The sequence below is a fragment of the Mycobacterium sp. 1165196.3 genome (genome assembly GCF_001673415.1).
GTDB classification, from domain to species: Bacteria; Actinomycetota; Actinomycetes; order Mycobacteriales; family Mycobacteriaceae; genus Mycobacterium; species Mycobacterium europaeum_A.
Window position 1 is genome coordinate 1 of record NZ_LZLU01000103.1, and the last position, 12,850, is coordinate 12,850.

Here is a 12,850-nt window from a genome sequence, read left to right on the forward strand (position 1 = left end):
CGCCGCCGCAGGCCACTCCGGCCTCCACCATGCCGGTCTCGGCGCGGACCGCGCCGCACGCCCCGGCGCCCGCGCAGCCGGCGCACCCCGCGCAGCAGGCGACGCCGCCGGTGCGGCGGGTGCCGATCGTGCCGCCCGAACCGGTGTAGGCGGCCGGAAGCGGTTTGCGCGTATCGCCGTCGCCGTGGCACCGGCAGCGCTAATCTGACACGGATTCCCCAGTAAGCCGAGGAGGGGCCTGTGTTAGCGCGCTACCTGAAGGCACAGTTGATAGTTTTGCTGTGCGGTGGACTGGTCGGGCCGATCTTCTTGGTCGTGTACTTCACCCTCGGGCTCGACAACCTGCTGCAGTGGATGTTCTACGTCGGCCTGCTCATCACCGTGGCCGACGTGTTGGTCGCGCTCGCGTTGGCGAATTACGGGGCCAAGTCGTCGGCCAAGGTGGCCGCGCTCGAGCAGAACGGGGTGCTGGCGCTCGCCCAGATCACCGGGATCACCGAGACGGGCACGTGGGTCAACAACCAGCAGGTCGTCAAGGTGCACCTGCACATCGCCGGACCCGGGCTGGTGCCGTTCGACAGCGAGGACCGGGTGATCGCCAGCGTGACCCGGCTCGGCAACCTCAACGCCCGCAAGGTGGTGGTCCTGGTGAACCCCACCACCAGCGAATACCGGATCGACTGGGAGCGAAGCGCTTTGGTCAACGGGTTGGTGCCCGCGCAGTTCACGGTCGCCGAAGACAACACGACCTACGACCTCAGCGGGCAGGCCGGTCCGCTGATGGAGATCCTGCAGATCCTCAAGGCCAACAACGTCGCACTGAACCAGATGGTCGACATCCGGTCTAACCCGGCATTGCGCGCCCAGATCCAGGCGGTGGTGCGCCGCGCGGTGCACCAACAGGCGCCGGCCGCCCAACCGGCGCCGGCTGCGGCGGCGCCCGCGGCGGCAGCCGTCGTCACCCCTCCCGAGCCGACGATCGCCGCGCGGCTACAAGAGCTCAAGGAGCTGCACGCCAGTGGGGCTTTGACCGACGCCGAATACAGCAGCCGGCGCGCCGCGATCATCTCCGAAATCTAGGAGCCCCGCCCGGCGCGGCCGGGTGAATTAGAACGCGTTTCAGTTGCGCTGCTAGCCTGGCTTGGTCTATCGGCGGTCGAAGGGATTACGCGTGGCTGGACAGGGCGGATCACTGCAGGGGCGGGTCGCATTCATCACCGGGGCCGCCCGCGGGCAGGGGCGCTCGCACGCGGTGCGGCTGGCCCGCGAGGGCGCCGACATCATCGCGCTGGACATCTGCGCTCCGGCGTCGGCCAGCGTGACGTACACCCCGGCCACCCGCGAAGACCTCGACGAGACGGCCCGCCTGGTGGAGAATGAGGGACGCAAGATCCTCACCCGCGAGGTCGACGTCCGCGACGACGCCGCGCTGCGGGACCTGGTGGCCGACGGCATCGAGCAGTTCGGCCGGCTCGACATCGTGGTGGCCAACGCCGGGGTGCTGAGCTGGGGCCGCGTGTGGGAGCTCACCGACGAGCAGTGGGACACGGTCATCGGCGTCAACCTGACCGGCACCTGGCGCACGCTGCGCGCCACCGTTCCCGCCATGATCGAGGCGGGCAACGGCGGCTCCATCGTGGTGGTCAGCTCGTCGGCGGGAATCAAGGCCACCCCGGGCAACGGCCACTATTCGGCCAGCAAACACGGGCTCACCGCGCTGACCAACACCCTGGCCATCGAGCTCGGTGAATTCGGCATCCGGGTCAACTCCATCCACCCGTACTCCGTGGACACCCCGATGATCGAACCCGAAGCGATGATGGAGATTTTCGCCAGGCATCCCAGCTTCGTGCACAGCTTCCCGCCAATGCCGGTGCAGCCCAACGGCTTCATGACGGCCGACGAAGTGGCCGACGTGGTGGCCTGGCTTGCCGGCGACGGCTCGGGCACCCTCACCGGCACCCAGATCCCGGTGGATAAGGGTGCCCTAAAGTACTGAGCGGCCAGCGTGCTAAGAACTCCACGTGAGTAGTGACGACAGCGCCACCAACGGAATCGTGATCGTCGGCGGTGGATTGGCCGCCGCCCGCACCGCCGAGCAGCTGCGGCGCTCGGAGTATTCCGGACCCATCAAGATCGTCAGCGACGAGGTGCACCTGCCCTACGACCGCCCGCCGTTGTCCAAAGAGGTGCTGCGTAAAGAGGTCGACGCCACCGAGCTCAAGCCACGTGAGTGGTACGACGAGAACGACATCACCCTGCGACTGGGCTCGGCCGCGACGGGTCTGGACACCGCGGCGCAGACGGTGACTCTCGCCGACGGAACGTCGCTTCGCTACGACGAACTCGTCATCGCGACGGGCCTGGTGCCCCGGCGCATTCCGGCGATCCCGGATCTCGAGGGCATCCGCGTGCTGCGGTCCTTCGACGAAAGCCTGGCGCTGCGCGAGCACGCGTCGGCCGCGCAGCGTGCCGTCGTCATCGGCGCCGGGTTCATCGGCTGCGAGGTGGCGGCCAGCCTGCGCAGCCTGGGCGTGGACGTGGTGCTGGTGGAACCGCAGCCGACCCCGCTGGCCGCGGTCCTCGGCGAGCAGATCGGCGAGCTGGTGGCCCGGCTGCACCGCGCCGAAGGAGTCGACGTTCGCCTCGGCGTCGGGGTCGCCGAGGTGCGTGGTGACTCCCGCGTCGAGTCGGTGGTGCTCAGCGACGGCACCGAGTTGCCGGCCGACATCGTGGTGGTCGGCATCGGGTCACGCCCGGCGACCGATTGGCTCGTGGGCAGCGGAGTCGAAGTCGACAACGGCGTCGTCTGCGACGAGGCCGGACGCACCAGCGCACCGAATGTGTGGGCGCTCGGTGACGTCGCATCGTGGCGCGACGCGACGGGACACCAAGGGCGCGTTGAGCATTGGAGCAACGTCGCCGATCAGGCCCGGGCCGTCGTGCCCGCGATGCTGGGCCAGGATGTGCCGCCGGTGGTGGTCGTCCCCTACTTCTGGAGCGACCAGTACGACGTCAAGATCCAGTGCCTGGGCGAGCCGGAGGCCGGTGACATCGTCCACATCGTCGAGGACGACGGCCGCAAGTTCCTCGCCTACTACGAACGCGACGGGGCTCTGGTCGGGGTGGTCGGCGGCGGGATGCCCGGCAAGGTCATGAAGGTCCGCGCCAAGATCGCGGCGGCCGTGCCGATCGCCGAAATACTGGGCTGAGCCGCCGCTAGCACGACGGCGGCCGCGTGCTGCACGACCAGACGACGTTCATGGGGACGTTCATGGGGACCTGAGCCAGTCCACCGGCGGTCCGTGCGGATGGCACTCGCCCAGCAGCCGCGGATCGCCGCCGGGCCAGACGCGGGCGCGCACCACGAATTGGATCGGTGCGCCCGGGCCGGCGCGGGTGGGCTCCATCGTGAGGTGGGCGAACGGTGCGCGCGCGTCGGCCTGCGCGGCCAGCGCGTCGACGTGGGCGCGCACCGCTGTGCGTTCCTCGGCGGACAGGTATTGCCAGGTGATGGAATGCCACAAGACGGTCAGCGCGCCGTCGGCCGGCGTCAGGCCGGCGACGGCGTCGGCGGCCGTTCTTCGCTCGAGCGCCGCCGGGACCCGGCGGGCCACCTCGATGGCGCCGCGCAGCCGGGCCAGCCGGGCGTCCTGGTCGGGCCACACGTAGCTCAGCACCGTCATCTCCCCGTCGGTGGTCCCGACGTCGATGGGCGCGATGTCATACCCGTGGCGCGCCACGATCGAGAGGTCGCGGCGGGGCGGCAGCGCGCCGCGCCACGCATCGTCGACCGTCACCGGTGAGCCGGCCGGTCCCCACTGGCCACCGGCGAAGCGGTAGCGGTAGTGATCGGCACGCAGGTTCAGCCCCGCGCTCGACCCGATCTCGAAAAGCCTTATCGGTAAGCCGAATTCATTGATGCACAGCAGTCCGCCGATCAGTGCGGCGGATCTGCCCACCTCGTTGGTTTGCGGCGGCTGGCCCAGCGACGCGCGCAGCACCTCGACGTGGCCGGCCGCGGTGTCCAGGATTTCCGGCCACGCGCGGCCGGCATCCCACCCGCCGCCGGTGCTGGGGTAGAAGCGGCGCAACCGCGCCGCCCGGCCGTCGAGCACCAGCCGGTGTAACCCGCCGAGCAACCGCAGCGGCACCGCGTCGCGCGACGGGGCATCCTCGCGCCCGGACAGGACGGTCGCGAACACGCCGCCGGCTTCCACGTCGCCGGCCACGAGTTCGAACAGATCGCCGTACATCTTCGAGCCCGACGACGCGCAGAATTTGCCCTGTGCCCGCAAGGTGTGGATCAGGTGCTCGGCCGTCACCTGTCCAGCCCGTCCAGCCCGGTGCCGACGGCGTCGAAGGCGTTGCCGAGGGCAACCGGCAGCGGGACGGACTCATCGCTCAGCCAGTGTTCGTAGGCCGACAGTGCGACGCCGAGCATGGTCCAGGCGACGGTCTGGGGCAGCAGGTCGGTGGTCTTGCAGTCCAGGCGGCGGGCCACGAACCCCGCGATCACCTCGCGCCAGCCCGCGTACATCGTCATCGAATACGCCTGCAGCTCAGCGGTTTGCAGGATCACCCGCATGCGCTGGCGATGCCGGGCGGTCTCGGATTCGTCAAAAGTGTTGAATGCCAACAGGGCAGCGCGCAGCGCATCGCCCAGGCGCACGCCGGAATCGACGTTGTCTAGCAGATCACGCAGGTGGGCAAGGTGATTGTCGAAGTCTCCCCAGGGGATGGCGTTCTTGGACGCGTAGTAGCGAAACAGCGTCCGGCGTGAGATGCCGGCGGCCTGGGCCACGTCGTCGACGCTCACGTCGGCGAAGCCGCGCGCGCTGAACATGTCGATGGCGACGTCGGTGATGTGGTGCGGGGTGGTCGAGCGGCGCCTGCCCACCCGCTGCTGCGGCATCATCGGACCCCGCCCTTCCATTTCGGCACTCGATGCCATATTCTGACGGCGAGTGTGACTCAGATCCCATCGTTGTCAAGACCGCACGAAAGGCAAGGCCCCGTGGACCACGAGACCGAAACTGACACCCAGCTCGTCACCGAGACCCTGGTCGAAGAGGTATCGATCGACGGCATGTGCGGGGTCTACTGACCGTGCCCCTGCCCGCGCAGGCCCGGACGGCGACCTCGTTCGATCCTGATCGCGGCTGGCGACTGCACCCGCAGGTGGCGGTTCGACCGGAACCGTTCGGCGCGCTGCTCTACCACTTCGGTACCCGCAAGCTGTCGTTTCTGAAGAACCGCACCATCCTCACGGTGGTGCAGTCGCTGGCCGACCATCCCGACATCCGGTCCGCCTGCCGCGCGGCGGGCGTCCAGGACGCCGCGCAGGCGCCCTACCTGCATGCGCTCGGTGTGCTCGTCGATTCCAACATGCTGGTGCCCCTGGAGGACAACCAATGACAACAGCGGCCCCTGTGCCCCGCCTCATCGAGCAGTTCGAGCACGGGCTCGACGCACCCATCTGCCTCACCTGGGAGCTGACGTACGCCTGCAACCTGGCCTGCGTGCACTGCCTGTCCTCGTCGGGCAAGCGGGACCCGCGGGAGCTGTCCACCCGTCAGTGCATGGACATCATCGATGAGCTGGAACGCATGCAGGTGTTCTACGTCAACATCGGCGGCGGGGAACCGACTGTGCGCCCGGACTTTTGGGAGCTGGTCGACTATGCGACCGAGCACCACGTCGGGGTCAAGTTCTCCACCAACGGCGTGCGGATAACCCCCGAGGTCGCCGCGCGGCTGGCAGCCAGCGACTACGTCGACGTCCAGATCTCGCTGGACGGCGCCACCGCCGAGGTCAACGACGCCGTGCGCGGAGCCGGGTCGTTCGACATGGCGGTGCGGGCGCTGCAGAACCTTGCCGACGCCGGCTTCTCCGACGCCAAGATCTCCGTGGTCGTCACCCGGCACAACGTCGACCAGCTCGACGAATTCGCCGCGCTGGCAAGCCGTTACGGCGCCACACTGCGGATCACCCGGCTGCGCCCGTCCGGACGCGGCGCCGACGTCTGGGAAGAGCTGCACCCCACCGCCGACCAGCAGGTCCAGCTGTATGACTGGCTGGTCGCCAAGGGTGAGCGGGTGCTCACCGGCGACTCCTTCTTCCACCTGGCCCCACTCGGCCAATCCGGCGCCCTGGCCGGGCTGAACATGTGCGGGGCCGGGCGCGTCGTGTGCCTGATCGACCCGGTCGGCGATGTGTACGCCTGCCCGTTCGCCATCCACGACCGCTTCCTGGCCGGAAACGTGTTGTCCGATGGGGGTTTTGACAACGTCTGGAAGAACGCCCCGCTGTTCCGCGAGCTGCGCGAGCCCCAGTCGGCCGGCGCCTGCGGCAGCTGCGGCCACTACGACAGCTGCCGGGGCGGATGCATGGCCGCCAAGTTCTTCACCGGGCTGCCGCTGGACGGCCCGGACCCCGAATGCGTCCAGGGACACAGCGCGTCGGCGCTGGCGCACGAGCGTGAGACGCCGCGCCCCCGGGCCGATCACTCCCGCGGGAAGCGCATCCGCCAACCGGTGCCGCTGACCCTGTCGCTGCGGCCGCCGGCCATCACGCCGGTGGCGCCGCCCGCCCGCATGTGTAACGAAAGTCCGGTGTAACGATGGCCGACGCATGGTTCGAAACCGTCGCCATCGCGCAGCAGCGCGCCAAGCGCCGGTTGCCGAAATCGGCGTACTCGTCGCTGATTTCGGCCAGCGAAAAGGGAGTCACGGTCTCCGACAACGTGGCAGCCTTCAGCGAACTCGGATTCGCGCCGCACGTCATCGGCGCGCAGGAGAAGCGCGACCTGTCGACCAGCGTTATGGGGCAAGACATTTCGCTGCCGGTGCTGATCTCGCCGACCGGCGTGCAGGCGGTCCACCCCGACGGCGAGGTCGCCGTGGCGCGGGCCGCCGCCGCCCGCGGCACCGCCATGGGGCTGTCCTCGTTCGCCAGCAAGCCGATCGAAGAGGTCATCGCGGCGAACCCGAAGGTGTTCTTCCAGGTGTACTGGCTGGGTGATCGCGACGCGATCGCCGCGCGGGTCGAGCGCGCCCGGGCGGCCGGCGCCGTCGGCCTGATCGTCACCACCGACTGGAGCTTCTCGCACGGCCGGGACTGGGGCAGCCCGTCCATCCCGGAGAAGATGGACTTCAAGACCATCGTCAAGATGAGCCCGGAGGTCATCACCAAGCCGCGGTGGTTGCTGCAGTGGGCGAAGACCATGCGGCCCCCGGAGCTGCGGGTGCCCAACCAGGGCCGCCGCGGCGAGCCCGGCCCCCCGTTCTTCCAGGCCTACGGGGAATGGATGGGTACGCCGCCGCCGACCTGGGAGGACATCGCCTGGCTCCGCGAGCTGTGGGGCGGGCCCTTCATGCTCAAGGGCGTGATGCGCGTCGACGATGCCAAAAGGGCCGTGGACGCGGGGGTTTCGGCCATTTCGGTGTCGAACCACGGCGGCAACAACCTGGACGGCACCCCGGCCTCGATTCGCGCCCTGCCCGCGGTGGCCGCGGCCGTCGGCGACCAGATCGAGGTGGTGCTCGACGGCGGCATCCGGCGCGGCAGCGACGTCGTCAAGGCGGTGGCGCTGGGGGCGCGCGCGGTGATGATCGGCCGGGCCTACCTGTGGGGGCTGGCCGCGGCCGGGCAACCGGGGGTGGAGAACGTGCTCGACATCCTGCGCGGTGGCATCGACTCGGCGCTGATGGGTCTGGGCCTGTCCTCGGTGCACGACCTCGGGCCGGACCACATCCTGGTCCCACCCGGGTTCACCCGGGCGCTGGGCGTGCCCTCGGGCGGCGGGGCTTAGCGGAAGCCCGGTTATCCAAGGCGGACATACCCGGATTAAGTGACGCTTGCGCAAATCGTGATACGGGCGGGGTAACCGTGACGGACGAGCCCACGATTCGAACGCCCGATGAACGACCGAAGAAAAAAAGTCATTTTGAGGCTTCAACAATCGGTGCACGCCAGGTGAATTCGTCCTACCATCACCGAGTGCCCGTACTCGGCGACTTGGGAACCGCGACGTCGAGCCAGCTATCAGACAAGGCGGCCTCGGTACTGGTTCCGCTGGGGTCGACCGAACAACACGGTCCCCACCTGCCGCTGGACACCGACACCCGGATCGCAACGGCGGTCGCCGGCGGCGCTCGAGGCCGTCTCGGCCACGAGTGGCTGGTGGCGCCGGCCCTGGCCTACGGAGCCAGCGGCGAGCACCAGAGCTTCGCCGGAACGATCTCGCTGGGCACCGAGGCCTTGACCACCCTGCTGGTCGAGTACGGCAGGTCAGCGGCCGGATGGGCCCGGCGGATCGTGTTCGTCAACGGCCACGGCGGCAATGTCACCGCGCTGCGCAGCGCGGTGGCCCTGTTGCGCACCGAGGGCCGCGACGCCGGCTGGTGCCCCTGCCTGACCATCGGCGGCGACGCCCACGCCGGCCATACCGAAACATCGGTGCTGCTGCACATCTCGCCGGCCGATGTCCGGGCCGATCGGCGGGTGGCCGGCAACACCGCGCCCCTGCCCGAGTTGCTCGGGTCGATGCGCCGCGGGGGAGTGGCGGCGGTCAGCCCGGTCGGCGTGCTGGGCGACCCGACCACCGCCACCGCCGCCGAGGGTGAGCGGATCCTCGCCGAGATGGTCGACGGCTGTGTCCGCCGAGTCGCCCGATGGCGGCCGGGGCCCGACGGGATGCTCGGGTGACCGCCCCCCGGCTGCCCAACGGGTTCGCCGTCCAGGTCGATCGCCGGGTGCGGGTGCTCGGCGACGGCTCGGCGCTGCTCGGCGGGTCGCCCACCCGCCTGCTCAAGCTGGCGCCCGCCGCCCAGGACATGCTCTCCGATGGCCGGCTGAAGGTGCGCGACGAGCTGTCCGCCCAGCTGGCCCGCACCCTGCTGGACGCGACGGTGGCGCATCCCCGCCCCGCGGGCGGCCCGTCGCACCATGACGTCACGGTGGTAATTCCGGTGCGCGACAACCTATCTGGGGTGCGGCGCCTGGTCAGTTCACTGCGCGGCCTGCGCGTCGTCGTGGTGGACGACGGCTCGTTTCCCCCGATCGTCCCGGACGACTTCGTCGGCGCGCACTGCGACATCGAGGTGTTGCGACACGACCGCAGCAAGGGTCCGGCGGCGGCCCGCAACACCGGCCTGCGGGCGTGCCGGACGGACTTCGTCGCCTTCTTGGACTCCGACGTCGCCCCCCGCCGGGGCTGGCTGGAGGCCCTGCTCGGTCACTTCTGCGATCCCACGGTCGGCCTGGTCGCGCCCCGCATCGTCGGCCTCTCGCACAGCGAGAACGTGGTGGCGCGCTACGAGGCGGTGCACTCGTCGCTCGACCTCGGTGAGCGCGAGGCGCCGGTGCTGCCGCACAGCACGGTGTCCTACGTGCCCAGCGCGGCGATCATCTGCCGGTGCTCGGCGATCCGGGAGGTCGGCGGGTTCGACGAGACCCTGCAGTCCGGTGAGGACGTCGATCTGTGCTGGCGGCTCATCGAGGCGGGGGCCCGGCTGCGCTACGAACCGATCGCCCTGGTCGCCCACGACCACCGCACCGAATTGCGGGATTGGCTGGCGCGCAAGGCCTTTTACGGCGGCTCGGCTGCCCCGTTGTCGGTCCGCCACCCGGACAAGACGGCGCCGGTGGTGATTTCCGGTTGGGCGCTGATGACGTGGATCCTGATGGCATTCGGGTCCACCCTGTCCCGGCTGGCGTCCATCCTGCTCGCCGTCCTGACCGGTCGCCGGATCGCGCGCGCGATGCGCACCGCCGAGACGTCGATGACCGACGTCGCGATGATCGCGGGCCGCGGGCTGTGGTCGGCGGCGCTGCAGCTGGCGTCGGCGCTGTGCCGGCACTACTGGCCGCTGGCGTTGGTGGCCGCCACCATGTCGCGTCACTTCAGGCGGGTGGTGCTGGTCGCGGCGGTCATGGACGGGGTGGTCGACTGGCTTCGCCGCCGCGACGCCATCGGTGACGAGGTCGAACCGATCGGGCTGCCCACCTACCTGTTGCTCAAGCGCGTCGACGACCTGGCATACGGGCTCGGGTTGTGGTGGGGCGTGCTGCGGGAGCGCAACGTGCGCGCCCTGAAGCCCCAGATCCGGAATTAATCACACCTTGACCCGCCCTTGAGTAAGGCCGCCTCGCACAGCGATGTGCTGATCGTCGGCGCCGGGAGCGCAGGATCGGTTGTTGCGGAACGCCTTTCCGCCGATCCGCAATGTTCGGTGCATGTCCTCGAGGCGGGCCCCGCGCTCGACGATCCGGGACTTCTCGCCCAGACCGCGAACGGGTTGCAGTTGCCGATAGGTGTCGGCAGCCCGCTGGTCCGGCGCTATCAGACCCGGCTCACCGACGAACCCGCCCGGCAGCATCCCATCGTGCGCGGTGCGACCGTGGGCGGATCGGGCGCGATCAACGGCGGCTACTTCTGCCGGGGGCTACCGCGCGACTTCGATCGCATGGCCATCCCGGGCTGGGGATGGCCCGACGTGCTGGACAGCTTCCGCGCCATCGAGACCGACCTGGACTTCGACGGACCCGCCCACGGGCGCAGCGGCCCGATCCGGGTGCGCCGCACCCACGACATGACCGGGACCACCGAGCGTTTCATCGGTGCCGCCCAGCGCGCCGGGTTCGGCTGGGTCGACGATCTCAATGACGCTGCAGCAGAACCGGTCTCGGGGATCGGCGCCGTGCCGCTCAACATCGTTGACGGCGTGCGGCGGGGGTCCGGCGCGGGATATCTGATCCCGGCGTTGCGCCGGCCGAACCTGACCGTGCAAGCGCAGACCCGGGCGGCCCGCCTGCGTTTTGCCGGCACCGCCGCGGTGGGCGTGGATGCGATCGGCCCGCAGGGACGGGTGACCTATACCGCCGACCGGGTGGTGTTGTGCGCCGGCGCGATCGAGACGGCCCACCTGCTGATGCTCTCGGGCATCGGCGACGAGGCCATGCTGACCGCCGCCGGGGTGCCGGTGCTGGCGCCGCTGCCGGTGGGGACGTCGTTCAGCGATCACGCCGAATGGGTGCTGCCCACGGATTGGACGGTGGCGCCCGGACGGCCGGTGCTCGAGGTGGTGCTGTGCACCGCCGACGATCTCGAGATCCGGCCGTACACGGGTGGATTCGTGGCGATGACCGGTGACGGCACCGCCGGGCACGCCGACTGGCCACACATCGGGGTGGCGCTGATGCAACCACGCGCGCGTGGGCGCATGACGCTGGTCTCGGCCGATCCGGATGTGTCGCCGCGAATCGAACACCGCTACGACAGTGAGCCCGACGACGTCGCGGCGCTGCGCCGGGGCAGCGAACTGGCCCGCGAATTGGCCGGTGGCACAGTCGATGCGGCGGCGGCCGTCTGGTCGACCTCGCAACATCTCTGCGGGACCGCGCCGATGGGTGCCGACGGCGACCCGCGCGCGGTCGTCGACCCGCGGTGCCGGGTCCTCGGCATCGACAACCTGTGGGTGATCGACGGCTCGGTCCTGCCGGCGATCACCAGCCGCGGGCCGCACGCCACGATCGTGATGATCGGGCACCGGGCCGCGCAGTTCGTACGGTGAACGCGGACAAATGGGCGGGCCGCGACGCGGTAGCCGAGATACTCGGCCGCCGCGGCGGCCCGCCCGACGAGGCGGCGAACATCATGCGGTCCACGTAGATGGCCACGACAAGTGGCTGTGCGCGCGCAGGTGTGCGTCGCGCGAACAATGCGTCGCAATATTCGTGGACGGCACGACCGCCATCTCATGCTTGGATAGCCCGTGCTTTATCTGTTGTCAGTCACCTCCTCTCGCCTCGACCGCGAAAGACGTTGGCACTACGGAGGAGAACGCTGCCGCGCCCACACCAGGGAGACGGGCCATCGGCCGTCGGTGGCACGCGGGCGCGTCGAGCGCCTGACCCGCGTCGGCGCGAGGGAGACCAGGGTGGTCGCGCCGCGCCGGCCACGCCGCGCCGCGGGCAACTCGCAGTTGGGGTATCGAACCGGCACGCTCGGTCGCCGCAGGCGCATCCACTCGGCCTCCACGATCGCCGCCGCCTCACGGATCGCCGCGCATGCCGGCTCGACCACGCTCGTAACGCCCATCAACACCACATCCACCTCGGGAGTACAGAGATGACTTGTAACTGTCGATATACATCTCTGATACCAGAAACGGCGGCCGCTTGCAAGCGTTCGCCGCGGTGTCTATGTGCATTGAATCGGCTGTCGGACAACGGCATTGACGGTGGCCGCCGGCGCGCTCAGTGACGCGACAGCAGCCGCCGTACCGGGCGCAGCTGGCGGCCGTCGCGGCCGGGGGCCCACACCCCGATCGCCACGGCCGCGAGGGCGACGATCGCGGCCATCGTGATGGTGGAGGCGTGCAGCGCCGCCAGGAACGCGGACTTGCTGATGTCGGCCAGCTGGCGCCCCTGGGGTCCGAGCCGGCCGGCGATCTCGACCGCCTTGGCCAGCGAGTCGGTGGCCTGACCCCGCACCGGTGCGGGGAAGCCCGACAGCCTGGGCGCGAGCTCGTGCGAGTAGCGACCGGCCAGGATGGAACCGGCCACCGCGATGCCCAGCGCGCCGCCCATCTCGCGTGAGGTGTCGTTCACCGCGGAGGCGACGCCCTGCTTCTCGTCGGGAACCGCACCCATGATCGCCGACGTCGTCGGCGCCGTGCAGATTCCGATGCCGGTGGCGAGAATGAGTGTGGGCCAGGCGAACTCGAGGTAGGTGGAGTGCAGGTCCAGCCAGTACATGCACCCGAACCCCACCGCCATCAGCAGGGTGCCGGCGAACAACACCAGCCGCAGGCCCAGCTTGGGCACATACCAGAACGACAGGGCC

General features: G+C 69.9%; 13 protein-coding genes and 1 pseudogene. 10 read left to right on the forward strand and 4 right to left on the reverse strand.

Annotation, left to right across the window (positions count from 1 at the left end; all coding sequences use genetic code 11):
• The first annotated feature begins 240 nt into the window (after positions 1-240).
• From A5659_RS10805 to A5659_RS10815, 3 genes are all read left to right on the forward strand, one after another.
• Positions 241-1,080 carry an SHOCT domain-containing protein gene (locus tag A5659_RS10805; protein ID WP_067180957.1) on the forward strand — a complete coding sequence of 280 codons (840 nt, stop codon included), beginning with the start codon at positions 241-243 and terminating at the stop codon, positions 1,078-1,080.
• 91 nt (positions 1,081-1,171) lie between these two features.
• Positions 1,172-1,999 (forward strand): mycofactocin-coupled SDR family oxidoreductase, encoded by an 828-nt coding sequence (locus tag A5659_RS10810; protein WP_066869322.1) that lies wholly within the window; start codon positions 1,172-1,174, stop codon positions 1,997-1,999.
• Between the two features lie 25 nt (positions 2,000-2,024).
• The gene (locus A5659_RS10815; protein WP_067180959.1) at positions 2,025-3,212 is read left to right on the forward strand and encodes an NAD(P)/FAD-dependent oxidoreductase; all 1,188 of its coding nucleotides are present in this window, start codon (positions 2,025-2,027) and stop codon (positions 3,210-3,212) included.
• A 60-nt stretch (positions 3,213-3,272) separates the two neighbouring features.
• Here A5659_RS10815 and A5659_RS10820 read toward each other — a convergent pair whose 3' ends face one another.
• Positions 3,273-4,325: a DUF2332 domain-containing protein gene (locus tag A5659_RS10820; RefSeq protein WP_067180962.1), complete on the reverse strand. Its 1,053-nt coding sequence runs from the start codon at positions 4,323-4,325 to the stop codon at positions 3,273-3,275.
• Positions 4,322-4,918 carry a mycofactocin system transcriptional regulator gene (gene mftR, locus A5659_RS10825; protein WP_197497977.1) on the reverse strand — a complete coding sequence of 199 codons (597 nt, stop codon included), beginning with the start codon at positions 4,916-4,918 and terminating at the stop codon, positions 4,322-4,324. Before mftR ends, A5659_RS10820 begins: the two co-directional genes overlap by 4 nt.
• A gap of 99 nt (positions 4,919-5,017) precedes the next feature.
• Here mftR and mftA point away from each other — a divergent pair, with 99 nt between their 5' ends.
• The 7 genes from mftA to mftG all read left to right on the forward strand — a co-directional run bounded on the left by mftA (position 5,018) and on the right by mftG (position 11,576).
• The gene (mftA, locus tag A5659_RS10830; protein WP_007773607.1) at positions 5,018-5,107 is read left to right on the forward strand and encodes a mycofactocin precursor MftA; all 90 of its coding nucleotides are present in this window, start codon (positions 5,018-5,020) and stop codon (positions 5,105-5,107) included.
• Positions 5,092-5,418, forward strand: a complete 327-nt coding sequence (gene mftB, locus A5659_RS10835; RefSeq protein ID WP_197497976.1) for a mycofactocin biosynthesis chaperone MftB — start codon at positions 5,092-5,094, stop codon at positions 5,416-5,418. The genes mftA and mftB overlap by 16 nt, the downstream gene beginning before the upstream one ends.
• Positions 5,415-6,620: a mycofactocin radical SAM maturase gene (gene mftC, locus A5659_RS10840; protein ID WP_067180964.1), complete on the forward strand. Its 1,206-nt coding sequence runs from the start codon at positions 5,415-5,417 to the stop codon at positions 6,618-6,620. The genes mftB and mftC overlap by 4 nt, the downstream gene beginning before the upstream one ends.
• A 2-nt stretch (positions 6,621-6,622) precedes the next feature.
• Positions 6,623-7,813: a pre-mycofactocin synthase MftD gene (gene mftD, locus A5659_RS10845; protein WP_067180967.1), complete on the forward strand. Its 1,191-nt coding sequence runs from the start codon at positions 6,623-6,625 to the stop codon at positions 7,811-7,813.
• 164 nt (positions 7,814-7,977) lie between these two features.
• On the forward strand, positions 7,978-8,709 hold the full coding sequence (mftE, locus tag A5659_RS10850) for a mycofactocin biosynthesis peptidyl-dipeptidase MftE (RefSeq protein ID WP_066876444.1): 732 nt from the start codon (positions 7,978-7,980) through the stop codon (positions 8,707-8,709).
• Positions 8,706-10,118 (forward strand): mycofactocin biosynthesis glycosyltransferase MftF, encoded by a 1,413-nt coding sequence (gene mftF / locus A5659_RS10855; RefSeq protein ID WP_156749124.1) that lies wholly within the window; start codon positions 8,706-8,708, stop codon positions 10,116-10,118. Before mftE ends, mftF begins: the two co-directional genes overlap by 4 nt.
• 18 nt (positions 10,119-10,136) lie before the next feature.
• A complete protein-coding gene (gene mftG, locus A5659_RS10860; RefSeq protein WP_066869346.1) occupies positions 10,137-11,576 on the forward strand; it encodes a mycofactocin system GMC family oxidoreductase MftG in 1,440 nt (479 codons plus the stop codon).
• A gap of 257 nt (positions 11,577-11,833) precedes the next feature.
• Here mftG and A5659_RS10865 read toward each other — a convergent pair whose 3' ends face one another.
• Both A5659_RS10865 and A5659_RS10870 read right to left on the reverse strand, forming a co-directional pair.
• A complete protein-coding gene (locus A5659_RS10865; protein WP_156749126.1) occupies positions 11,834-12,103 on the reverse strand; it encodes a hypothetical protein in 270 nt (89 codons plus the stop codon).
• A 158-nt stretch (positions 12,104-12,261) separates the two neighbouring features.
• Positions 12,262-12,850 (reverse strand): annotated as a pseudogene (locus A5659_RS10870) (MFS transporter); the annotation flags it as partial.